Origin of the sequence: Nocardiopsis mangrovi (assembly GCF_042653925.1) — a bacterium.
GTDB classification, from domain to species: domain Bacteria; phylum Actinomycetota; class Actinomycetes; order Streptosporangiales; family Streptosporangiaceae; genus Nocardiopsis_B; species Nocardiopsis_B mangrovi.
Genome location: NZ_JBHSFQ010000005.1, coordinates 175,508 through 197,621, shown reverse-complemented (window position 1 = coordinate 197,621; position 22,114 = coordinate 175,508). Strand labels below are relative to the sequence as shown.

General features: G+C 71.5%; 19 protein-coding genes and 2 CRISPR repeat arrays. Of the genes, 15 read left to right on the top strand and 4 right to left on the bottom strand.

Translation table 11 applies throughout. The features are described from left to right. Positions 1–3: 3 nt before the first annotated feature. Positions 4–198: a hypothetical protein gene (locus ACFO4E_RS08210; RefSeq protein WP_378572486.1), complete on the bottom strand. Its 195-nt coding sequence runs from the start codon at positions 196–198 to the stop codon at positions 4–6. A gap of 85 nt (positions 199–283) precedes the next feature. Beyond that, positions 284–999: direct repeats of the CRISPR family, unit length 29 nt; unit sequence CTGCTCCCCGCGCACGCGGGGATGGTCCC. A gap of 101 nt (positions 1,000–1,100) precedes the next feature. On the opposite strand from ACFO4E_RS08210, the gene ACFO4E_RS08205 reads away from it, so the two are divergent. Beyond that, on the top strand, positions 1,101–1,280 hold the full coding sequence (locus tag ACFO4E_RS08205; protein WP_378572484.1) for a UTRA domain-containing protein: 180 nt from the start codon (positions 1,101–1,103) through the stop codon (positions 1,278–1,280). 153 nt (positions 1,281–1,433) lie between these two features. Here ACFO4E_RS08205 and ACFO4E_RS08200 read toward each other — a convergent pair whose 3' ends face one another. Together ACFO4E_RS08200 and ACFO4E_RS08195 are read right to left on the bottom strand one after the other, a co-directional pair. Then, the gene (locus ACFO4E_RS08200) at positions 1,434–1,601 is read right to left on the bottom strand and encodes a DUF397 domain-containing protein (protein WP_378572482.1); all 168 of its coding nucleotides are present in this window, start codon (positions 1,599–1,601) and stop codon (positions 1,434–1,436) included. Then, positions 1,598–2,425: a helix-turn-helix domain-containing protein gene (locus tag ACFO4E_RS08195; RefSeq protein WP_378572480.1), complete on the bottom strand. Its 828-nt coding sequence runs from the start codon at positions 2,423–2,425 to the stop codon at positions 1,598–1,600. Before ACFO4E_RS08195 ends, ACFO4E_RS08200 begins: the two co-directional genes overlap by 4 nt. 218 nt (positions 2,426–2,643) lie before the next feature. Between ACFO4E_RS08195 and ACFO4E_RS08190 the strand changes: the two genes are divergently transcribed. The 10 genes from ACFO4E_RS08190 (at position 2,644) to cas2e (ending at position 14,672) form a co-directional block, all read left to right on the top strand. Beyond that, on the top strand, positions 2,644–2,988 hold the full coding sequence (locus ACFO4E_RS08190) for a hypothetical protein (protein WP_378572478.1): 345 nt from the start codon (positions 2,644–2,646) through the stop codon (positions 2,986–2,988). Between the two features lie 499 nt (positions 2,989–3,487). Beyond that, entirely contained in the window at positions 3,488–3,727 is a 240-nt protein-coding gene (locus ACFO4E_RS08185; RefSeq protein ID WP_378572476.1) for a helix-turn-helix domain-containing protein, read from the top strand. A 614-nt stretch (positions 3,728–4,341) separates the two neighbouring features. Next, a CRISPR array of direct repeats spans positions 4,342–5,347; the repeat unit is 29 nt; unit sequence CTGCTCCCCGCGCACGCGGGGATGGTCCC. Between the two features lie 110 nt (positions 5,348–5,457). Then, the gene (cas3, locus tag ACFO4E_RS08180) at positions 5,458–8,409 is read left to right on the top strand and encodes a CRISPR-associated helicase Cas3' (protein ID WP_378572474.1); all 2,952 of its coding nucleotides are present in this window, start codon (positions 5,458–5,460) and stop codon (positions 8,407–8,409) included. After that, the gene (gene casA, locus ACFO4E_RS08175; RefSeq protein WP_378572472.1) at positions 8,399–10,060 is read left to right on the top strand and encodes a type I-E CRISPR-associated protein Cse1/CasA; all 1,662 of its coding nucleotides are present in this window, start codon (positions 8,399–8,401) and stop codon (positions 10,058–10,060) included. The genes cas3 and casA overlap by 11 nt, the downstream gene beginning before the upstream one ends. Then, positions 10,057–10,749: a type I-E CRISPR-associated protein Cse2/CasB gene (gene casB, locus ACFO4E_RS08170; protein WP_378572470.1), complete on the top strand. Its 693-nt coding sequence runs from the start codon at positions 10,057–10,059 to the stop codon at positions 10,747–10,749. The genes casA and casB overlap by 4 nt, the downstream gene beginning before the upstream one ends. Continuing rightward, the gene (cas7e, locus tag ACFO4E_RS08165; protein ID WP_378572468.1) at positions 10,746–11,927 is read left to right on the top strand and encodes a type I-E CRISPR-associated protein Cas7/Cse4/CasC; all 1,182 of its coding nucleotides are present in this window, start codon (positions 10,746–10,748) and stop codon (positions 11,925–11,927) included. Before casB ends, cas7e begins: the two co-directional genes overlap by 4 nt. Beyond that, positions 11,924–12,637: a type I-E CRISPR-associated protein Cas5/CasD gene (gene cas5e, locus ACFO4E_RS08160; RefSeq protein WP_378572466.1), complete on the top strand. Its 714-nt coding sequence runs from the start codon at positions 11,924–11,926 to the stop codon at positions 12,635–12,637. The genes cas7e and cas5e overlap by 4 nt, the downstream gene beginning before the upstream one ends. Beyond that, complete coding sequence (cas6e, locus tag ACFO4E_RS08155) at positions 12,637–13,365, top strand: type I-E CRISPR-associated protein Cas6/Cse3/CasE (protein ID WP_378572464.1); 729 nt, start codon at positions 12,637–12,639, stop codon at positions 13,363–13,365. Before cas5e ends, cas6e begins: the two co-directional genes overlap by 1 nt. A gap of 3 nt (positions 13,366–13,368) precedes the next feature. Next, the gene (gene cas1e, locus ACFO4E_RS08150; RefSeq protein WP_378572462.1) at positions 13,369–14,322 is read left to right on the top strand and encodes a type I-E CRISPR-associated endonuclease Cas1e; all 954 of its coding nucleotides are present in this window, start codon (positions 13,369–13,371) and stop codon (positions 14,320–14,322) included. Further along, positions 14,319–14,672: a type I-E CRISPR-associated endoribonuclease Cas2e gene (gene cas2e / locus ACFO4E_RS08145; RefSeq protein WP_378572460.1), complete on the top strand. Its 354-nt coding sequence runs from the start codon at positions 14,319–14,321 to the stop codon at positions 14,670–14,672. The genes cas1e and cas2e overlap by 4 nt, the downstream gene beginning before the upstream one ends. 620 nt (positions 14,673–15,292) lie before the next feature. On the opposite strand, the gene ACFO4E_RS08140 is transcribed toward cas2e, so the two are convergent. Beyond that, the gene (locus tag ACFO4E_RS08140) at positions 15,293–16,294 is read right to left on the bottom strand and encodes a LacI family DNA-binding transcriptional regulator (RefSeq protein ID WP_378572652.1); all 1,002 of its coding nucleotides are present in this window, start codon (positions 16,292–16,294) and stop codon (positions 15,293–15,295) included. Positions 16,295–16,493: 199 nt separating this feature from the next. On the opposite strand from ACFO4E_RS08140, the gene ACFO4E_RS08135 reads away from it, so the two are divergent. From ACFO4E_RS08135 to ACFO4E_RS08120, 4 genes are all read left to right on the top strand, one after another. Next, positions 16,494–17,768 carry an ABC transporter substrate-binding protein gene (locus ACFO4E_RS08135; RefSeq protein ID WP_378572458.1) on the top strand — a complete coding sequence of 425 codons (1,275 nt, stop codon included), beginning with the start codon at positions 16,494–16,496 and terminating at the stop codon, positions 17,766–17,768. Beyond that, entirely contained in the window at positions 17,765–18,682 is a 918-nt protein-coding gene (locus ACFO4E_RS08130) for a carbohydrate ABC transporter permease (RefSeq protein WP_378572456.1), read from the top strand. Before ACFO4E_RS08135 ends, ACFO4E_RS08130 begins: the two co-directional genes overlap by 4 nt. Beyond that, positions 18,679–19,533: a carbohydrate ABC transporter permease gene (locus ACFO4E_RS08125; protein ID WP_378572454.1), complete on the top strand. Its 855-nt coding sequence runs from the start codon at positions 18,679–18,681 to the stop codon at positions 19,531–19,533. Before ACFO4E_RS08130 ends, ACFO4E_RS08125 begins: the two co-directional genes overlap by 4 nt. A 165-nt stretch (positions 19,534–19,698) precedes the next feature. Continuing rightward, entirely contained in the window at positions 19,699–22,032 is a 2,334-nt protein-coding gene (locus ACFO4E_RS08120; RefSeq protein ID WP_417617419.1) for a beta-xylosidase/alpha-l-arabinosidase, read from the top strand. The last annotated feature ends 82 nt before the right edge of the window (positions 22,033–22,114 follow it).

The window sequence follows — 22,114 nt, the reverse complement described above, 5'->3', positions numbered from 1 at the left end:
AACTCAGGAACCTGCCCCCAGGGCCGACCGTTCGTTGTCGAGCGGGTGCGCGTGGCAGCCAGCAGCGTCGCGATCGCTGGCGAGTTCGAACCACCGCGACCTGCTCAGATCGACGTCGAAGACCAGGTCTTCGTCATCGATCAAAGCCAGACGAATCGAACCGGCCATCGGCGCGGCCTTGGGGTAATTTATGTTCATGAATCCTTTTTGTGCATGAGTGTCGCTTCCAGTGGGAGTGAAGAAAAACAGGGGTGGCCTAAGATAAACATGCAGGTCGTTCAGTCTGCTCCCCGCGCACGCGGGGATGGTCCCTGGATCTGGGCGCTGCTGGTCGACTGCGTGTAGCTGCTCCCCGCGCACGCGGGGATGGTCCCCGCACCGTCTTCCTGCGCGGTGTGCTCGGGCTCTGCTCCCCGCGCACGCGGGGATGGTCCCGTTCCAGGATCATCCGGCTGATGAGAGCTTTCCTGCTCCCCGCGCACGCGGGGATGGTCCCCCACATACCGGGTCAGGCTGTCCAGACCTCGCCTGCTCCCCGCGCACGCGGGGATGGTCCCGAGCGGTTCACGGACTTCCCTTCGCTGAAAAACTGCTCCCCGCGCACGCGGGGATGGTCCCGTTCTCGACGATGACCGCCCGGTAGCGGTGGTCTGCTCCCCGCGCACGCGGGGATGGTCCCATGCAGGAACGCGGCGCCCAGCAGCCCGACGACTGCTCCCCGCGCACGCGGGGATGGTCCCGGCCAGTGGCGGTAGCGGTCCGCAACGCGCGGAGGTAGCGCCACTCACTGCTCCCCGCGCACGCGGGGATGGTCCCGAACTGTACGGGCCGCCGCCCCCTGACCCCGACTGCTCCCCGCGCACGCGGGGATGGTCCCCCGCCCGCGCCGCAGCTCCCAGGACTCCAGCGCTGCTCCCCGCGCACGCGGGGATGGTCCCGGCACGGCGATCGCGGTGATCCACCACCGGCGTTGCTCCCCGCGCATGCCGGGATGGTTGCTGCCCGAGGCCGCCGCACTTGCTCTGGGCACCGTCTATGCCACCGGCCCCGACAGCGTCCCCGAGCCCGACGACGTAGCGACCGAGACCCTCGCCCGCACCATGACGCTGGAGGAAGCGCGCCAGCTCGAAGCCCCTCCCGGGATCGTCGCCTTGGTCCAGGAGGAGACCGCCTACCGCGACGGCCGCCCTGTGTCCTTCACTCAGACTGTGTACCGGTTCGATGCTGTCCGACTCACTGACCGCTACACACCCCGAACGGACCCCGCGCCGGAGGCGTAAACCGCCTGTTCACAGGTCCACGGGAGCCGGTCGCGCCCCGCCGGCGGCCGAAAGGTTCCTACCGCACGGCCGATGGCAGGCCGCTTACGTCGCCCGGACACGACGAAGGCCCCCGCACCCACGGAGGGCGAGGAGGCCGGGGAACGTCGGGGGTTACAGCGAGTCGATGTCAGCCAGCAGCGCGCGCCATTCCGACACGGGGAACGCGAGGCACCCCGAGTCACGATGCTTCGTGTCGCGCACCTGCGTGTACTCACCTTCTCTGACCTCGACGCACTCACCGCCGTTGGCCGAATAGCTCGACGTGTGCCAGTCCTTCATGCCGCCTCTTCTTCCTGTTGCAGCTCACTCAGAAGCTTCACGGTGTCTCGGGGAGACAGGGCGTGTGCCATGAGGGCACCGAACCTCCGCCGGGCGAAGGTGACCGTCTGGGTGCCGGTGATCACCTCACCACCGGCCATGGTTTCAACGTAGACCGCCCACTTCAGCGCCTCGATCTCCAGGATCGTATACGCGCCCTGCATCGACGCATGGGCCCCCACCGATCGAGGTAGGACCTGAAGCGTGACGTAGGGGTTCGCCGACCACTCGATGAGCTTTGCCCACTGTCGGCGCATGACATCCCGCCCGCCGACGAGCTGAGTGGCAGCAGCTTCCCCGATGATGAAATGGGCCTCGATCGGATGCTTGCGCCACAGAACGTCCTGACGCGCCATCTGGGATGCGACGAACTTGTCCACCTCATCCGGCATGCGGGGTGGGATGGAAACCGTCAGCACCTCGCGCGCGTACTCCTCAGTTTGCAGTAGCGCCGGAACGACCTGAGCTTGCCATTGCTGGAGTGAGGTGGCTTTGCTCTGTTCGATGTGTACATAGCGCTTGAGGAGCTTGCGGTGTTCTCCCTCAGGGGATGGCAGGAAGCCCGCGAAGAGTCCTTCTGTTCCCAGGGCCTCATCCGCGAGTACGGCGAAATCCCTGGTTGGGACGTGTAGGCCGGATTCGTACTTGCCGATGGTCTGACGCGCGACACGCATGCGCTCGGCCAATTCCGTCTGACTCAGATGCGCGATCTTGCGCAGTTCGCGCAGTTTTCGGGCGAAGTTGCGCGCTGCGTCCCGCTCTTCGGGAGTGCATTCCTTGGTCATGGTGTGATCGTGTCACATGTGCCGCCGGAATGTTTGTTTTTGTCATTTCTGTGGCTGTGGTTGCTACGTGTCTGTCGAAGAAATTGCAGGTCCATGGCGCTGAAGAAGGGCGTGGGGAAAGCTGTCGCTGAAGCGACACGACGGACACGACAGACCCCCGCGACGAACTGTCGGAGACCGTCCGGGGGCGTGGCCACCAGCTATGAGGAGCTGATGACATGGAGCACCTTACCGCCCTGCTCAGGGCGTTCATCCGGGCCGTATGGCCCCCGCACACCGGGACCAGGGTCCGCAACCGCCAGACGCACCGGACCACCTCATCCGGGCGGCACACGACGACCGGGAGTCGATGCGCCCCCGAGCCGACGACCGCCCGGCCACACCGGGACGACGAGCTGTCGCACGTGGGACGGCACCGGATACCTCACCGCTTCGCCGACCGGACGCAGCCGCTGCCCCGCACGCCGATCGTGGACGCCCCCGGGATCGACCCGCTCGCCGGGATCGTGGGTGGCCACTACCGGGCCCACGAGCGCCGCATCCTCGAAGGGGTAGGGCGGTGACCCCGCGCGCAGGAGCACCCCGCAGCCCCGGCCCCGACACAACTGGCGACGTCGGCAACGCACCCGCACCCGCCGACCGCGACGGGACCGAACATAGAACCGTCCTGCGCCCCGTGACCGCGTGGACGTGTGACCTGTGTGAACGGGGCGGCCAACCCGACCACGCCAACGCGTGCACGTGGTGCGGCAACCCGAAGAAGCCCTAACCCCCGACGCGGTGCGGGAAGCGCAACCCTCCGGGGTCAGGCCACCCGACCGCTCCCGAGAACCCGCGTGTCCCTGCCCGTTCTGGAGGGGAGGGCAGGGCTACGTGGACCCATGACCGTTTGGCCCAGAGCCTGCCGGACGGCCCCCGACCCGACGCCCCGACCCCGAGCGCGAGAGACCCGCCGTTAGCGACCGACCCCCGCTGCCCAAGCGCACACCCGACACCACCCAAGGGAAGGAGGCAGAGGGCAGGCAGAGGGAGGCCCCGGTTCCGGTTGCGCGACTTGTGCGGGTGCCCGACGCCGACCGGCGGTATGCCGCCCCGCCCGGGATCGAGGACACCCGGTTGTGGACCACAGCTGAAGTCGCCGACGTGTTCCGGGTGCACCCTGAGACGGTCATGCGCTGGACACGTGAGGGCAGGCTCACCGCGGTCCGCACACCGGGCCGCAAGCTGCGCTACCGCGACGCCGACGTCCAGGCGTTCATCGCGGCCAGGCCGCACGTGGACCCGGAGGAGCCCGCCGGGTAGGGGAGGGGATTCATCTTTTCCCTTCGGGATCAAGGGAAGCCGTCCGCGCGTCGCGCGGGCGGCTTCCGCACGTTCGCGCCAGGGACGGCCATCGGTCGGGACGGTCTTGCGCGCATCCGTCTGCGCGCGGCTCCCACGTCGCCGTGCTCGGCGGCGCCCGCAGCCCGGCCCTCCTTGCCGCTGCGATCCGATCCGCCCTGCGTGGCTAGGGACTGCTCCCTCCCGCGCGAGCCGCGGTGCCGGTCGTCGGATTCGAGAGGATCAAGACCAACATCTTGGACGTCACATCCTCGCCGGATCTGACTTAGGACAGAAAGATCAGGCGATGGGCGGACAGGAACTCAGGAACCTCCCCCAGGGCCGGCCGTTCGTTGTCGAGCGGGTGCGAGTGGCAGACAACTGCGTCTTGATCGATGGCGAGTTCGAGTCACCGAAACCGGCTCAGATGGACGTCGAAGACCAGGTCTTCGTCATGGATCAAGGCCAGGCGTACCGGTTGTTGGCGCCACCTTGGGGTATTTGTGTTCATGAATCCGTTTTGTATATGAGTGTCGTTTTCAGTGGGAGTGAAGAAAAACAGGGGTGGTCTAAGATAAACATGCAGGTCGTTGAGCCTGCTCCCCGCGCACGCGGGGATGGTCCCCGGGGCCGTTTTGCTTGGTCAGAGCAGTGGGACTGCTCCCCGCGCACGCGGGGATGGTCCCGTTTGGTACGCCGAGACCGGGTGTGGAACGGCCTGCTCCCCGCGCACGCGGGGATGGTCCCCACAAGCCCAAATTCCGGGGTCAGGACGACGGCTGCTCCCCGCGCACGCGGGGATGGTCCCGTGACCTACCGGCGGTCGAACGGCCGGTGGCGCTGCTCCCCGCGCACGCGGGGATGGTCCCGGCCGGTAGCACTGGTCGCAGTGGCCGAGGTCCTGCTCCCCGCGCACGCGGGGATGGTCCCGGTTGCGGCACCAGCGTCGCTTCGTCGACGTACTGCTCCCCGCGCACGCGGGGATGGTCCCGCCTGGATGTCCTCAGCGTCGATGCGCTTGACCTGCTCCCCGCGCACGCGGGGATGGTCCCTGGTCCTCGGTGGTCTCCTGCGGGGTGACGCCCTGCTCCCCGCGCACGCGGGGATGGTCCCCCGTTCCGCTCCCACGAGTGCGAATTGCCGCTCTGCTCCCCGCGCACGCGGGGATGGTCCCAACGAGTGGTCGCGTCCGAACCCGAAGGATGTCTGCTCCCCGCGCACGCGGGGATGGTCCCCCGCCCCGCTGCTGCGCGGGGGCCTGCTGCCCCTGCTCCCCGCGCACGCGGGGATGGTCCCTGGCTCGTGAGGTGGCCTTGGGGGTCGAAGTCCTGCTCCCCGCGCACGCGGGGATGGTCCCCGGCACCCGCGCCGGCGGCCGCCGGAGCGGAGCTGCTCCCCGCGCACGCGGGGATGGTCCCGCGACGGCAAGGCTAAGAAGTCCAAGCCGGGCCTGCTCCTCGCGCACGCGGGGATGGTCCCCTGCGCTGACGGCGGGCGAAGGCGGCCTGTCGGCTGCTCCCCGCGCACGCGGGGATGGTCCCAGGATGGACGCCGACGACGCCGACTACACCAGCTGCTCCCCGCGCACGCGGGGATTGACCTGGGTGGGCCGGAGGTGTGGGCCGTGACCCGGCCTCCGGCCCTGCAAGTTCGGGTATGCCGATTTTCCTGATCTGCCTGCCTTAGGGGGTCCCGTGCGGTTGACTGGCGCCATGGATTTCGCGGGATCCCTCCCATCCTGGCCCAGTGGACTTTCCGCAGCCGCGCGGACGGTGTGGGCCAAGCACGACTTCGACTCCGAGGGCTGGCTGCCGCTGTGGCGGCATATGGCCGACAGTGCCGCCGTGGCCGAGCGGTTGTGGGACGAATGGGTCCCCGACCGAGTGCGTCAGCTGGTGGCCGCCGCTGTGCCGGGGGGCGCCGGTGATGCTCGGCGGATGGCCGTCTGGTTGGCGGCCGTCCACGACATCGGGAAGGCCACGCCCTCCTTCGCGTGCCAAGTGGAGGGGCTTGCCGATGCGATGCGCCGAGCAGGTCTGGAGATGCGGTTGCAGAAGCAGATGCCCGACCGCAGGCTCGCCCCGCACGGGCTGGCCGGTCAGATGCTGCTCCAGGAATGGCTCGTCGAGCGCCACGATTGGGGCAAACAGGCCACGCTTCAACTGTCCGTCATCGTCGGCGGCCACCACGGCATCGCTCCGACGCACGCCGACATCGCCGAGCTGGCACGGCACCGGTCGCTCTTGCGCACCCGCGGCAGCGAGGAGGCGTGGCGCGGCGTCCAGCACGAACTACTCGACACGGCCGCCGCGGTCTGCGGCGTGCGGGACCGTATCGCCGACTGGCGAACGATGGCGCTGCCGCAGTCGACGCAGGTACTGCTGACCGGCCTCGTGATCGTCGCCGACTGGATCGCCAGCAACCCGGAGCTCTTCCCCTACTTCCCCGGCGAGCGCGGCAGCGACCCCGAGCGCATCGAGACGGCGTGGCGCGGACTCGATCTGCCGCGTCCATGGGTCGCGGTCGAGCCTGAAGCCGGTCCCGATGGCATCTTCGCCACCCGTTTCGACCTGCCCGCCGGCGCCAGCCCCCGCCCCGTGCAGGAAGCAGCGGTGACCATGGCCCGTGAGATGGCCGCGCCTGGCCTGATGGTGATCGAGGCGCCCATGGGCGAGGGCAAGACCGAGGCCGCGCTCGCCGTCGCCGAGATCTTCGCCTCCCGCTCCGGCGCCGGCGGCTGCTTCGTCGCCCTGCCCACCATGGCCACCGGCAACGCCATGTTCCCCCGCTTGCTCGACTGGCTGAACCATCTACCCGACGCCCGCGTGGAAACCGGCGCGCATTCGGTGTTCCTCGCCCACTCCAAGGCGGCCCTCAACGAGCGTTTCACCGAGTTGATGGGGGCCGGGCGCCGTGCGCTGGCCGGTATCGCCTCCGACGGCGGCGGGGACCATTGGGCCCACCGCGGCGACGCCCATGCGGCTTCGGCCGAGTTGGTCGCCCACCATTGGCTGCGCGGACGCAAGAAGGGGATGCTGTCGAGCTTCACCGTGGGCACCATCGATCAGCTGCTGTTCGCCGGGCTGAAGAGCCGGCACCTGGCGCTGCGCCACCTCGCTCTGGCGGGCAAGGTCGTGGTGATCGACGAGGCCCACGCCTACGACACCTACATGAACGCCTACCTCGACCGGGTCCTGGAATGGCTGGGTGCCTACGGGGTGCCGGTGGTGGTGCTTTCGGCGACGCTGCCGGCCGCGCGGCGCCGCGAACTCGTCAGGGTCTACGCCGCAGGAGACTCCTCTTCCGCTTCCGCGGAGTCCGATGCCGTCTTCGACTCGGTGCGGGAGGCGCAGGGCTATCCGCTCATCACCACGGTCGCGCCGGGCGCCGCGCCGCGGATCGCGGTCCCCGGCGCCTCGGGCCGCGCTACGTCGGTGCGCCTGGAGCGCCTCGATGACGATGTCGAGCGGTTGGCCGACCGGCTTGAGCTGGAGCTCGACGGGGGCGGGTGCGCGCTGGTGGTGCGCAACACGGTCCGCCGCGTCCTGGAAACCGCCGCCGTCCTGCGCAAGCGGTTCGGCGACGCTCAGGTCACCGTCGCCCACGCCCGCTTTCTGGACCTGGATCGCTCCGACAACGATGCGCGACTGCTCGCCGAGTTCGGCCCTCCGGGGAAGGCCGCCGATCGGGGCGGGATGCGGCCCGACAAACGCATCGTGGTCGCCAGCCAGGTCGTCGAGCAGTCTCTTGACGTCGACTTCGACCTGCTGGTCAGCGACCTGGCGCCGGTCGACCTGCTGTTGCAGCGCATGGGCCGCCTGCACCGCCATCAGCGTGGCCTCGGCCAATGCGAGCGCCCGCCCCGGCTGCGTGCCGCCCGCTGCTTGATCACCGGCGTCGACTGGGACGCCCCCGTGCCCCAACCGGTCCGGGGATCGCGCGCCGTCTACCGGACCTACCCGCTGCTGTGCTCGCTGGCGGTACTGGAGCCGTATCTGTCGCACACCTCCGCGACGGGAAGCACGGTGCGCCTGCCCGACGACATCAGCCCGCTGGTGCAGCACGCCTACGGCGACCAGGTGGTCGCTCCCCCGAAGTGGGCCGAGGCCATGGCCGAGGCGCGCACCGCCCACGAAACGCACCAGGCAGAACAGCGGTACAAGGCCGACGCGTTTCTGCTCAACCGGCAGGCGCGCCCCGGCCGGGCTCTGGTGGGCTGGGTGGAGGCCGGGGTCGGCGACGTGGAGGACAGCCGTGGCGGCAAGGCCCAGGTGCGCGACAGCCGAGAGAGCGTGGAGGTCCTGGTCGCGCAGCGGCGCGCCGACGGCACGCTGGCCACGGTTCCCTGGCTGTCCCCCGACCGGGACGGGCACGCGCGCGGCGGGCTGGCGCTGCCGACCGACGCAGCCCCTGGTGCCCGCCTGGCCCGGATCGTGGCCGCCTGCGGCCTGCGTCTGCCGCCCGAGTTCTCCGACCCCCGCACCCTGGACGCGGCGATCGCCGAACTCGAAGCCGACTGCTTTCCCGCCTGGCAGACCAAGGAGGCGCACTGGCTCGCCGGCGAGCTGATCCTCGTCCTCGACGAGAACCGTCGTCGCCGCCTGGCAGGCTACGAACTCCACTACAGCCGATCCGACGGTCTTGAGGTCCACCGTGTCCGATGAGATCCCTCCGCTCTCCTACGACCTGATCGCTCGTCCGTGGATCCCGGTCCAGCGTCTGGACGGCAGTGAGGAGGAGCTGTCGTTGCGGGATGTCGTGGAGCAGGCCGTCTCATTGCGCCGCATCGTCGGCGATGTGCCCACCCAGGAGTTCGCGCTGGTGCGGCTGCTGCTGGCGATCGTGCACGACGCCATCGAGGGTCCGCGCGACTCCGAGCACTGTGCGGAGCTGTGGCGGGACGGATTGCCCTCCGAGCGCATCGCCGCCTACCTGGACCGGTACCGCGACCGCTTCGACCTGCTGCACCCCCGGACACCGTTCTTCCAGGTCGCCGGTCTGCGCACGGCCAAGGACGAGTACTTCTCCCTCGACCGCATCGTCGCCGACGTGCCCAACGGCGCACCGTTCTTCACCATGCGGGCCCGCGGTGCCGGCCGCCTCGGCTTCGCCGAGGCCGCCCGGTGGGTCGTGCACGCCCACGCCTACGACCCCTCCGGCATCAAGTCCGGGGCGGTGGGCGACCCCCGCGTCAAAGGGGGCAAGGGCTACCCGCAAGGGGTGGGGTGGACGGGCAACATCGGCGGCGTGCTCGCCGAAGGCGACACCCTGCATGAGACCCTGCTGCTCAACTTGATCGCGGCCGATGCCGACAACCTTCACATCGACGCCGACGACCGCCCCGCTTGGCGCCGCGACCCTGCCGGGGCGGCCCCTGCCGATGCCCGTGAGCTGGCGGCACGCCCCAGCGGAGTCCGCGACCTCTACACCTGGCAGAGCCGCCGCCTGCGGCTGCGCTACGACGCCGAGGGGGTGTACGGCGCGCTGCTGGCCTACGGAGACCCGCTGACACCGCACAACATGCACAACCGCGAGCCGATGACCGCCTGGCGGCGCAGCCCCGCCCAAGAGAAGAAGCTGGGCCGGTCGCAGGTCTACCTGCCGCGCGAGCACGATCCCACGCGCACCGCCTGGCGCGGACTGGCCGCCCTGGTCACCGGACGGGCGACCGGCGCCGAGCAGCGCAAGGAGGCCGCCGCGGTGGTGCGCCCTCGCGTGCTCGACTGGGTCAACCGGCTGGCCAACGAAGGGCTCCTGGCACACGACCACCTGATCCGCGTACGGCTGTGCGGCGTCGTCTACGGCACCCAGCAGTCGGTCATCGACGAGATCGTCGACGACAGCGTCGCCATGGCCGTGGCCGTGCTCCACCAGCGCGACGCCGAACTCGGCCAGACCGCCGTCGACGCGGTCGCCGACGCCGAACGCGCGGTCACCGCCCTGGGCGATCTCGCCCAGCGACTCGCGCAGGCAGCCGGCGCCGAGACCGAAGGCCCGAAGGCCACGGCCCGCGACCTTGGCTTCGCCGCACTCGACGGGCCCTTCCGGCACTGGCTGCACGGACTCCACGCCGACGACGATCCCGAAGCCGAACGCGGCGAATGGCAGCGCCTCGCCCGCCGAACAGTCCTCGACCTCGGCAAGCGGCTGGTCGACCAGGCGGGCGACGCGGCCTGGACGGGCCGGCTCATCGACACCGCAACCGGGTCGTTCTGGCTCACGGCCGGCGGCGCCGACCTGCGATTCCGCGCGGAGCTGAACAAGGGGCTTCCGATGTCCACCACAGACGAGCAGACGGACGAGGCACGAGCGTGACCACCACCGGCCCCAAGCGCACGCCCCCCTTGCGGTGGGTCGGCGCCTTCGTCGACGAACGCGTCCGCGAGATCCAGAACGGTTACATCCACGACCGCTCCGGCGCCGTGGCCACCCTGGCCCAACTGCGGCGCGGCGCGGGCAAGACCATCGAGGCGGTCCCCGAACTGTGGGGCCTGACGCTGGACGATCGCTTCTACGAGGCCATGCCGCCCTTCCTCCGACGAGAAGAGAAGGCGAATGAGCAGGAGGAGGCGGAGGACGCCGCCCACATCGCGCTGACACTCTTCGCGGTGCACCAGCAGTCCCGCCGTGAGGAGCGCATGCACCAGCGCGGACGCGACCTGGGCGCGGCCGTGCGCCGGCTCATGCCGCCCGGCGACATCGACGAGCCGCTGCGGCGACGCTTCGTCCAGGTCGGCACCGCCCACGACCTGGCCACCCTTGCCTTCCGGCTGCGCGAGATCGTCGTGCTGCTACGGCGCGACGCCGTGGCCCTCGACTACGGCCTGCTGGCCGACCAGATCCACCGCTTCCAGCAACCCGGCGGCCGCAGCGACGTCCGCGCCGCCTGGGGGCGCGGCTTTCACGCCTCCTCCACCACCGCGGCCGCCGGCAAAGCCGCCGGCACCGACACATCGCCATCCGCGATCGAGCCCTCCACCGAGACCGACGAGGACCGCCCATGAGCCGCACCATCGTGGACCTGCACATCTTGCAGACCGTCCCGCCCAGCAACATCAACCGCGATGACACGGGCGCGCCCAAGACCGCCCTCTACGGCGGCGTCCGCCGCGCCCGGGTCTCCAGCCAAGCCTGGAAACGCGCCACCCGTATGGCCTTCGACGACATGCTCGACGCCGGCGAACTGGGCATCCGCACCAAACGCGTCGCCGAGCTGTTGGCCGAGCGCATCCGCCGCATCGACGGCTCGATCGAGGAGCGCGACGCCTGGACGCTGGCCGCCGAGACCGTGCGGACCGCCACCGGCTCCAAGATCGAGGTCCCCAAGCGCAAAGCCGACGCCGCAAAGAAACGCGGCGAGGACGCCCCGGCGCCCGAGTCGGCCTACCTGATGTTCCTCAGCGCCCGCCAGCTCGACGCCCTGGCCGGGCTCGCTGTCGAAGGCCGCGCCGACATCACGACCTTCCTCAAGGACAACAAAAAGCGCGCCAAGGAACTCGCCGACACCCGGCACTCGGTGGACATCGCCCTGTTCGGGCGGATGGTGGCTGATGGCGCCGACGTCAACGTCGACGCCGCCGCCCAAGTCGCCCACGCCATCAGCGTGCACCCGGTGGAGAACGAGTCCGACTACTACACCGCGGTCGACGATGAGAACCCCGACGATGAAACCGGTGCGGGCATGATCGGCGTCGTCGAATTCAACTCCGCCACGCTGTACCGCTACGCGGCCCTCGACGTCGACCTGCTGCGCAGGAACCTGGGGGAGGGGCTGCGTGAGGACGAGCCGGTCACCGAGCCGCTGCGCCGCGCCGTCGAGGCGTTCGTGCGCGGGTTCGTCGAGTCGCTGCCCACCGGAAAGCGCAACACCTTCGGCCACAACACCCTGCCCGAGGCGGTGATAGTGAAGCTGCGCAGCACACGGCCCGTCAGCTTCGTCAGCGCCTTCGAGGAGCCCGTCGAGATGGGACGCGGCCACGTGCGCGAAGCCAGCGAGCGCCTGGCCCAGTACATCGGTGAGATCGAGACGGCCTACGGGATCGCCGGCGACACCAAGACCTGGGTGCTGCGGATCGGGCCCAACACCGCCAAGCTCGGCGCACTGGGCACCGAACTGCCCTTGGCCCAACTCGTCTCCGCCGTCGGCGCCGCGGCGATCGAGCAGGCGGCAGCCCCGGCATGAGCGTCCTGCTGCTCCAGCTGGCCGGCCCCCTACAGGCGTGGGGGTCGGCAGCCCGATTCGCCCGCCGCACCACCGAGAACGCGCCCACCAAGAGCGGTGTCCTCGGGCTGCTGGCCGCCGCCCAGGGGCGTGAACGCACCTCCGACCTGTCCGACCTGGCCGCTCTGCGATTCGGTGTGCGCCTGGACCAGCCCGGCACCCGCGTGCGCGACTACCAGACCGCCCGGCACCTCGACACGGGCGCGGCCATGCCCGTCTCCGAGCGCTTCTATCTGGCCGACGCGGTCTTCGTCGCGGCCGTGAAAGGCGAGGACGCGCTGATCGGCGAGCTGCACCGGGCGGTGCGCGCGCCGGAGTTCCTGCCCTACCTGGGGCGGCGCTCGTGTCCACCGGCCCGGCCGATCGACATCGGCGTCCGCACCCGGATGGGCCTGGAGGAGGCGCTGGCGGTCGAGGAATGGCGCGCCTCGGCCTGGTATCAGCGCAGCCGGGCGCGGCAGGCCACCGTCACCCTCACCACCCTGATCGACGCCGCTCCCGGCGCGACCGGCGCTGACAGCCTGCGTGACCTGCCTTTGAGCTTCAACCCCCTGCACCGCCGCTACGCCCTGCGCGGCCTGCGCACCGACACGGTCGAGGTGGCCAACCCCCGGGCCCGCCGACCGGCGGTACCGGCCCACGATCCGACGAGTCTGCTGGGAGGCGACTGATGCACCTCACCCGCTTCCGCCTCAACACGGCGCGCGGCGGCGCGCGGCGGCTCCTCGCCTCCCCGCGCGCCATGCACGCTGCGGTGATGAACGCGTTTCCCGAGGTGCTGCCCACCGACACCGACACCCCGCGGGTGCTGTGGCGGGTGGACCGCAACGCAAAGGCCGAAGTGTTCCTCTACATCGTCAGCCCCACGCCGCCCGACCTCACCCACGTCGTGGAGCAGGCCGGCTGGAAGCAGCGGCCGAATTGGCAGACCTACGACTACGGCCCGTTCCTATCCCGGCTGGCCAAGGGCGACACCTGGGCGTTTCGCCTTACCGCCAACCCTGTGCACAGCATCCGCCGCGGTGACGGCGAACCCACCAAGGTCACCGCACACGTCACTCCGCGCCACCAGATGCAGTGGCTGCTGCAACGGCAGGAAGCCGCGGGATTCCGGATTCTGGAGAAACCCCGAGAGCAGCGCCTGCTGCCTGAGGGCGACGAATACGAACTGCTCGTCCATGAGCGCCGCGACCGCTCCTTCGACAAACCCGCCGAGGATCGCGAGGCGAAGACGAAGGAACGCGAGCGCCAGAAGAGGCGCGTCACGCTGGTCACCGCGACCTTCGATGGACGGCTGGAAGTCGTGGACCCCGAGTCCCTGCGTCACACCTTGACCCACGGGCTCGGACGCGCCAAAGCCTACGGCTGCGGGCTGATGACCCTGGCCCCGGTGGGCTGAGCGGTGGCCACAGTGGGCAGGCACAGCGCCGCCACCCCGCGCGAGCTGGCCCGCATCGCCGACCGGGTCTCCTTCGTCTACCTGGAGCGGTGCACCGTCCACCGCGACGCCAATGCCATCACCGCTGAGGACGGCGACGGCATCACCCACATCCCCTCGGCCACCATCGGCACCCTGCTGCTGGGGCCCGGAACCCGCGTCACCCACCAGGCCATGAGCGTGCTCGGCGAGTGCGGCGCCGGCGTCGTGTGGGTGGGCGAACAGGGAGTCCGCTTCTACGCGGGCGGCCGCTCACTTTCCCGCTCGGCAGCACTGGTCGAGGCCCAGGCGCGCGCCTGGGCCAACCGGACCACCCGGCTGGATGTCGCCCGCGCCATGTACCGGATGCGCTTTCCCGACGAGGACCCGGCCGGGCTGACCCGCCAGCAGCTCCTGGGCAAGGAAGGCAGGAGGGTCAAGGACTTCTACCGGAAAGAGGCCGCACGCGTCGGTATTCCGTGGAGGGGGCGGCGCTATGTCCACGGCGATTTCGATGGCGGCGACCCGCCCAACCAGGGTGTCACCGCCGCGGCCCAGTGCCTCTACGGCGTCTGCCACGCAGTGGTGGCCGCCCTGGGGTGCGCACCCGGATTGGGGTTCGTCCATTCCGGGCACGAGCTGTCCTTCGTTCTGGATGTGGCCGACCTCTACAAGACCGAAATAGGCATTCCGGTCGCTTTCGACACCGCGGCCGAAAGCCCCGAAGAGGTCGGTCCGCGTACCCGCCGGGCGCTGCGCGACCGGATCAACGCGACCGGGTTCCTGGACCGCTGCGTCCACGACGTCCAGAGCCTCCTGCTGCCCGAGGGGATCGACCGCGATGTCGCCGATGCCGCCGTCGACCGTGTGGCGCTCCAGAGCGACCGCGGAGCCGAGGTGGAATCCGGGCGAAACTACGCTGACGGAGTGATCTGGTGACGGTCATCGTGCTCACCAACTGCCCGGCCGGGCTGCGCGGTTTCCTCACCCGTTGGCTGCTGGAGATTTCCCCGGGTGTGTTCATCGGGGGCCCTTCCGCGCGGATCCGCGAGGTCCTGTGGGCAGAGGTGCAGGAGTACGCAGGCAACGGCCGTGCGCTGCTCGCCTACGGCACCGACAACGAGCAGGGCTTCACGTTCCGGACCTTCGACCACAAGTGGCAGCCGGTCGACCATGAGGGCCTGACGCTCATCCGGCGTCCCCACGAGGGGCAGGCGGCACTTCCCGTAACGCCTCCCAAACGCGGATGGAGCAAGGCATCCAAGCGCCGCCGCTTCGGATACCGATGATGGGCCACAGGTGCCGCCGGTGATTTGCCCGATTCCCAGGAAGTGAAGGAAACTGGCGTCTGCACTCGGGAAAAGCGCAGGTCATCAAGAGTGCTCCCCGCGCACGCGGGGATGGTCCCCCGAGCGGGCTGCGGAACATCCACCACCGCTTGTGCTCCCCGCGCACGCGGGGATGGTCCCGCCACGGCCGCGGAGCTGAAGGCGTTCCTGGCGTGCTCCCCGCGCACGCGGGGATGGTCCCCACCCGGGCAAGGATCACCTGGTGCAGATGGGGTGCTCCCCGCGCACGGGGATGGTCCGTCCGGCGGCGCCGCCAAGCGGATCAACGGCCAGTGCTCCCCGCGCACGCGGGGATGGTCCCGGTGCCGGAGCTTCGGCAGGGGAATGCGGGCAGTGCTCCCCGCGCATGTGGGGGTGGTTCCGTGTCCTTGCCGACGGCCCGTACCCTCCACGGCAACCGAGGGAGGACCTCGCCACCGGCATCGACTTGATCACGGAAATGTGGCGGGCCTGGTGATACACCGGGCCTGACCGGGCCATCCCGGACGTGCGTCGTGCCGTTCCTTGTTAAGGGGAGCGGGGGGATGAGCCCGGCGGTATGGCGGATCGTCCGGGTGTTCTCACGGGTGCGGTGCCGGGGCGGCGGTGCTCTGGCGCACGACCAGGTCGGTGGCGAGGTCCAGCCGGAGGTTGGCGGGGGGCTCGCCGCGGGCCAGCAGGAGCGCCATCCGGGTCGCCTCCTCGGCCATCTCGGTGAGCGGCTGGCGCACGGTGGTCAGGGGCGGGCCGACCCAGCGCGCCACCGGCAGGTCGTCGTAGCCCACCACGCTGAGGTCCTCGGGGATGCGCACGCCCAGCTCGCGTGCCGCCTCGTAGAGGCCCATGGCCTGGAGGTCGCTGCCCGCGAAGACCGCGGTGGGCGGGTCCGCCAGCTGGAGCAGCGTGCGGCCGCCGTCGCGCCCGCTCTCGACGTGGAAGTCGCCGAAGAGGATGAGGCCGGGGTCGACGGGCAGCCCGGCGGCGTCGAGGGCGGAGCGGTAGCCGTCGATGCGCGCGCGGCTGCACAGCACGTGGCGCGGGCCGCCGATCACCGCGATGCGGCGGTGGCCCAGCTCGATGAGGTGGCGGGTGGCGGCCAGCCCGCCGTTCCAGTTGGCCGACCCGACCGAGGGGATGTCGGTGCCGGGGTCGCCGGTGGGGTCGACCACCACGAAGGGGATGCCCCGCGCGGCCAGCCGGTCGCGCTGGCGGGGCGCGAGGTCGGAGAAGACCAGGATCGCCGCCGTCGACTGCCGGGCCAGGACGGAGTCGACCCAGCCGTCCTGCGGCGTCTGCTCCCCGCCCGTCTCGGCGAGCACCACGCTCAGCCCCTCGGCGCGCGCCACCCGCTCGACCCCGCGGATCACCTCGATGGCCCAGGCGCTGTCCAGCTCGTGGAAGACCAGGTCGATGGTCGCGGAGCGGCCGCCGCCGGGCCCTCGGCGCCGCCGGTAGCCGTGGCGGCGGATGAGCTCCTCGATCCGCGACCGGGTTTCGGCGGCGACGTCGGCGCGGCCGTTGAGGACCTTGGAGACGGTCGGTACCGAGACGCCGGCGGCCTTCGCAATTTTCGAGATCGTGATGGGCTCGCCGGCGGCCGGGTCCTGCGGTGTGGGCGTGGGATCTGCGGTCACGACCCCTGATGTTACGCGGGCCGCCGATACCGGCGGGTCGAGGGGTGACGAAGGTCGCATCCGGCTATTGACGGCCCGCGCCGTCTCGACGTAGGTTCCCCATGACTTGCGGCAGATACTCCGATAGTTTCGAAAACAGGGAGTGGCCATGACGACCCCCAGAGTCGGCGCCGCCGGAGCGGCGCTCGCCCTCCTCGCCACCACCGCGTGCGCGGGCGGCGGCGCCTCCGACGGCCGGATGCACGTCTGGATGTACCAGGACAGCCTGGCCGTGGTGCAGCACGCCGCCGTCGAGCGGTTCAACGCGTCCTCCGACGATGTCGAGGCCGTCGTCGACGAGGTGCCCGGCGAGACCTACCAGGACCGCGTGCGCACCGTCATGGGATCGGGGGAGCAGCCCGACGTCTTCTTCAACTGGGGCGCCGGCAGCATCCGGCCCTATGTCGAGCAGGACATGCTGCTCCCCCTCGACGACCTCCTGGAGCAGGACCCGGAGTTCGCGGAGTCCTTCATCCCCTCGATCCTCGAAGGCGGGGAGATCGACGGGGTCCAGTACGGAATCCCCCTGCGCGGCACCCAGCCGGTCATGCTCTTCCACAACCGGGCCGTCCTCGACGAACTCGGCCTGGAGCCCCCCGAGACCTGGCAGGACGTCCTCGACACCATCGACGCCTGCACCGCCGAGGGCATCATCCCCTTCGCGCTGGGCGGCGCCGACCCCTGGACCGAGCAGATGTGGCTGCAGTACCTGGTCGACCGCATCGGCGGCCCCGAGGTGTTCCGCCGCATCCAGGACGGTGACCCCGAGGGCTGGCGCGACCCCGCGGTGCTCGAAGCCGCCGAGATGGTCCGCGACCTGGTCGACCGCGGCGCCTTCGGCGACGCCTACGCCTCGGTCAGCTACACCGAGGGCGCCGCCTCGACCCTGCTGTCGGAGGGCCGGGCCGCGATGCACCTCATGGGCTCCTGGGAGTACTCCACCCACCTCGACCAGGCGCCGGAGTTCGCCGAGGAGGACCTCGGCTACGGCGTGTTCCCGCCCCTGCCCGGCGGAGAGGGCGACCCCGCCAACGTCGTGGGCAACCCCACCAACTACTTCTCGGTCACCGCCGACACCGAGTACCCCGACGCCGCCCAGGAGTTCCTGAGGGAGACCGTGGACCCCGACTACGTGCGCGAGATGGTCGACAACGGCGAAGTGCCCACCACCACCGACGCCGAGGACCTCCTCCAGGACAGCCCCGACCCCGAGTTCGCCGTGTACCAGTACGAGATGGTCCGCGACGCCCCCGCCTTCCAGCTCTCCTGGAACCAGGCGCTGCCGCCCTCCATCGCCACGCCGATGGTCACCGAGATCGAGGAGCTCTTCAACGGCCAGAGCACCCCGGAGGAGTTCGTCGACGCACTGGCGGCGCTGCGGTGAGCGCCGCCCCCGCGCGGGGCGCGCCCGGGGCCGGGCCCCGCGCGGGCCGCCCGGGAGCGGTGTGGGCGCTGCCCGGCCTGCTCTTCTTCGCCGCCTTCGCGGTCCTGCCCATGGCCCTGGTCGCCTACCTGTCCCTCACCTCGTGGGGCGGCCTGGGCACCCCGCGCTACACCGGCGGGCAGAACTGGACGCGGCTGGCCGCCGACCCCCTGATGCACAAGGCCGTCCTGCTCAGCCTGCTGCTGACCGCCGCCAACTGGGCGGTGCAGACCCCGATCAGCCTGCTGCTGGGCGTGTGGGCCGCGGGCCGCCAGCGCAACCGCGCGGTGCTCTCGGCGGTCTTCTTCGTGCCGCTGCTGCTGTCGTCGGCCGCGATCGCCATCATCTGGCGGGCGCTGCTGGACCCCAACTTCGGCCCGCTGTCGTGGGTGGCCGGCCTGATCGGCGTGCCCAGCATCGACGTGTTCGGCGGCGGCGGGAGCGCGTTCCTGGTCATCGTGTTCGTCAGCGCCTGGCAGTTCATCCCGCTGCACACCCTGCTCTACCAGGCCGGCACCAGGCAGATCCCGGCCTCGCTCTACCAGGCCGCCGAGATCGACGGCGCGAGCCGCGCCCAGGCGTTCCGCCACATCACGCTGCCCCAGCTGCGGCACACCGCCACGACATCGTCGGTGCTGATGGTCGTGGGCTCGCTGACCTACTTCGAGACGGTCCTCATCCTCACCGGCGGCGGCCCCGGGACCGACACCACCATCGTCCCCTACCTGATGTACGAGACGGGCTTCGTGAGCTGGGAGACCGGCTACGCGAGCGCGATCGCGCTCACCCTGGTCGCGGTGGCCACCGCGGTCTCCCTCGTCCTGGTCCGCGCCACCGGGTTCGGAGCCATGCGCAGCAGCCGGGAGGGGATGTGACCCCGACGCCCCCCTCCCCGCGGCCCCGCCGCCGGCGCCGGCGGCCCAACCTCCTGGCCGGGGCCGGCGCCGCCGCCTGGCTGATCATCACCGGCGTCCCCCTCTACGCGCTGCTGATCGCCACCTTCCAGCGCAGCGAGGACTACCTGAGCGCCGGCCCGCTCACGCCGCCCGAGAATCCCACCCTGGACAACTACGCCGGCGCGATCGCCAACGGCCTCGTCGGGTTCGTGCTCAACACCGCCCTGGTCACCGCGGGCGTGGTCGCGATCGTCGTCGCGCTGGCCGCGACCACCGCGTTCGCCGTCGTCCGGTCCCGCAGCCGCTGGGCCGCCGGCGCCTTCCGCGCCTTCCTGCTCGGCCTGGCCATCCCGTCGCAGGCGGTCATCATCCCCGTCTACCTCATCATCGTGGAGCTGGGCCTCTACGACTCCCTGATCGCCGTGGTCCTGCCCACGGCGGCCTTCGCGCTGCCCGTGTGCGTCCTCATCCTGACCGGCTCGATGCGCGACATCTCCGCCGACCTCTACGAGGCCATGGCCCTCGACGGCGCGGGCGCGGTGCGCACCTTCCTGCGCCTGGTGCTGCCGCTGTCGCGGCCGGGCCTGAGCACCGTCGCCGTCTACGCCGCCCTCCAGGCGTGGAACGGATTCCTGTTCCCCCTGATCCTCACCCAGTCGCGCGAGCAGCGCGTGATCACCCTGGGGCTCTTCGAGTTCCAGGGCGAGTACCGCGTGGACGTCCCGGGCCTGCTCGCCGCAGTGGTGCTCTCGGCCGTCCCGATCCTGCTCGTCTACCTCATCGCGCGCCGCTCACTGGTCAACGGCCTGATGGGCGTGGGCGGCAGGTAGCCGTCCGCGACCCGGCGGCGCGCACCCCCGCTGCTCCGCAGCGCCCGGAGCACCCACCCCACCGACGAAGGGCGACCCGTGACGCGTCTTCCCGACCCCGCCGACGCTCCCTGGCGCGATCCGTCGCTGCCCGCCGCCGAACGCGTCGACCGGCTGCTCGGCCGCATGACCCTGGAGGAGAAGACCGCCCAGCTCGCCGGGCTGTGGGTCGGCGCCGACGCATCGGGCGAAGGGGTCGCCCCCCACCAGCACGACATGGCCGATGGGCCGCCCGACTGGGACCGGGCCATCGCCGGCGGCCTCGGCCAGCTCACCCGCCCCTTCGGCACCGCGCCCGTGGACCCGGCGATGGGCGCGCGGGCGCTCGCCCGCTCCCAGCGGCAGATCATGGCGGCCAACCGGTTCGCCATCCCCGCCCAGGCCCATGAGGAGTGCCTCGCGGGGTTCACCGCCTGGACCGCCACCGTCTACCCCGTCCCGCTGGCGTGGGGTGCGGCGTTCGACCCCGCGCTGGTGGAGCGCATGGCCGCGCAGATCGGGGCGAGCATGCGCCACGTCGGTATCCACCAGGGGCTCGCACCGGTGCTCGACGTCACCCGCGACCCCCGCTGGGGGCGCACCGAGGAGACCATCGGCGAGGACCCCTACCTCGTCGGGACGGTCGGCACCGCCTACGTGCGCGGCCTGCAGTCGGCCGGTGTCGTGGCCACGCTCAAGCACTTCATCGGCTACTCCGCCTCGCGTGCCGCCCGCAACCTGGCCCCGGTCTCCGCGGGCACCCGCGAGATCGCCGATGTCCTGCTGCCCCCCTTCGAAATGGCGGTGCACGCCGGCGGCGCCACGTCCGTCATGCACTCCTATACCGACATCGACGGCGTGCCCGCCGCCGCCGACCGCGGGCTGCTCACCGCCGTGCTCCGCGACACCTGGGGGTTCACCGGCACCGTGGTGGCCGACTACTTCGGCATCTCCTTCCTGGAGACCCTGCACCGCGTCGCCGGATCCCCCGGGCAGGCCGCCGCGCTCGCGCTGGAGGCCGGCGTGGACGTGGAGCTGCCCTCGGTGCGCTGCTACGGAGTACCGCTGGCCGACGCCGTGCGCTCGGGCGCCGTCGCCGAAGCGCTCGTCGACCGGGCCGCGCGGCGGGTCCTGCTCCAGAAGTGCGAACTCGGCCTCCTCGACCCCGGCTGGGAGCCCGTCCCCGCGGTCGCGGGGGAGGGCCTCGGGGACGCCCCCGCCAGCGGGCCGCCCGGCGACGCCGCCGCGCCCGGCCCCGGCGGCGTCGACCTGGACCCGGCCGCCCACCGCGACCTCGCCCGCACCCTGGCCGAGAGGTCGGCCGTGCTGCTCGCCAACGACGGAACGCTCCCGCTGTCGGGCCCGCGGACGGTGGCCGTGGTCGGGCCGAACGCCGACACCCCCGGCGCCATGCTCGGCTGCTACTCCTTCCCCGGCCACGTCGGCGCCCACCACCCGGGCGTGCCCATGGGCGTGGAGATCCCCACCGTCCTGTCGTCGCTGCGCGCCGAACTGCCCGGCTCCCGCGTCACCCACGCCCCCGGGTGCCCGGTGGCCGGGGACGACACCTCCGGCTTCGCCGATGCGGTCGCCGCCGCCCGCGACGCCGAGGTGTGCGTCGCCGTCCTCGGCGACACCGCCGGGCTCTTCGGCCGCGGGACCTCGGGAGAGGGGTGCGACGTCGCCGACCTTCGGCTGCCCGGCGTGCAGCACGACCTGCTCGACGCCCTCGTCGCGACCGGCACCCCGGTGGTGCTCGTCCTGCTCGCCGGGCGCCCCTACGCGCTCGGGGCCTTCGAGGGGCGGACGGCCGCCGTTCTCCAGGCGTTCTTCCCGGGGGAGGAGGGCGGCCCCGCGGTGGCCGGCGTGCTGTCCGGCCGGATCTCCCCGAGCGGCCGGCTGCCGGTGAGCGTGCCCCGCGTGCCCGGCGGGCAGCCCTCGACCTACCTCGGCGCCCCGCTGGCCCGCCGCAGCGACGTCAGCTCGGTCGACCCCACGCCCCTGTTCCCGTTCGGACACGGGCTCTCCTACACCCGCTTCACCTGGTCGGACCCGCGGGTGGACGGGGCTCCCGTGCCTGCCGGGCACCCCGGCCCCCGCCGGGAGGTGCCCACCGACGGCCGGGTCACGGTGGGCTGCACCGTGCGCAACGACGGCCCCCGGCCCGGCTCCGAGACCGTCCAGCTCTACCTGGAGGACCCGGTGGCCCGGGTGGTGCGCCCTGTCCGCCGGCTCATCGGCTACGCGCGCGTGGAGCTGGACCCCGGCGCGGAGCGCAGGGTCGACTTCGCCGTCCACGCCGACCTCGCCGCCTACACGGGGCCCGACGGCCGGCGCATCGTGGAGCCCGGCGACCTGGACCTGCACCTGGCCGCCTCCAGCGCCGACCCCGGGCTCACCGCCGGCGTCCGGCTGGTCGGCGCGGTGCGCACGGTCGACCACACCCGCCGCCTGACCACCGAGGCGGCCGTGGCCCCGTGACCGCGGCGCCGTCGCGGTCCGCGGCACGCGAAGCCCCCGCGGCCCGTGAGGACCGCGGGGGCGCCGCCGGTTCGCCGGTCCG

Bases quoted from the DNA above. Each gene is read 5' to 3' on its own strand.
- ACFO4E_RS08205 (WP_378572484.1), top strand. From the start codon at position 1,101: ATGACGCTGGAGGAAGCGCGCCAGCTCGAAGCCCCTCCCGGGATCGTC.
- ACFO4E_RS08135 (WP_378572458.1), top strand. From the start codon at position 16,494: ATGACGACCCCCAGAGTCGGCGCCGCCGGAGCGGCGCTCGCCCTCCTC.
- cas3 (WP_378572474.1), top strand. From the start codon at position 5,458: ATGGATTTCGCGGGATCCCTCCCATCCTGGCCCAGTGGACTTTCCGCA.
- cas6e (WP_378572464.1), top strand. From the start codon at position 12,637: ATGCACCTCACCCGCTTCCGCCTCAACACGGCGCGCGGCGGCGCGCGG.
- cas7e (WP_378572468.1), top strand. From the start codon at position 10,746: ATGAGCCGCACCATCGTGGACCTGCACATCTTGCAGACCGTCCCGCCC.
- ACFO4E_RS08190 (WP_378572478.1), top strand. From the start codon at position 2,644: ATGGAGCACCTTACCGCCCTGCTCAGGGCGTTCATCCGGGCCGTATGG.
- ACFO4E_RS08200 (WP_378572482.1), bottom strand. From the start codon at position 1,601: ATGAAGGACTGGCACACGTCGAGCTATTCGGCCAACGGCGGTGAGTGC.
- cas5e (WP_378572466.1), top strand. From the start codon at position 11,924: ATGAGCGTCCTGCTGCTCCAGCTGGCCGGCCCCCTACAGGCGTGGGGG.
- ACFO4E_RS08120 (WP_417617419.1), top strand. From the start codon at position 19,699: ATGACCCTGGAGGAGAAGACCGCCCAGCTCGCCGGGCTGTGGGTCGGC.
- ACFO4E_RS08195 (WP_378572480.1), bottom strand. From the start codon at position 2,425: ATGACCAAGGAATGCACTCCCGAAGAGCGGGACGCAGCGCGCAACTTC.
- ACFO4E_RS08210 (WP_378572486.1), bottom strand. From the start codon at position 198: ATGAACATAAATTACCCCAAGGCCGCGCCGATGGCCGGTTCGATTCGT.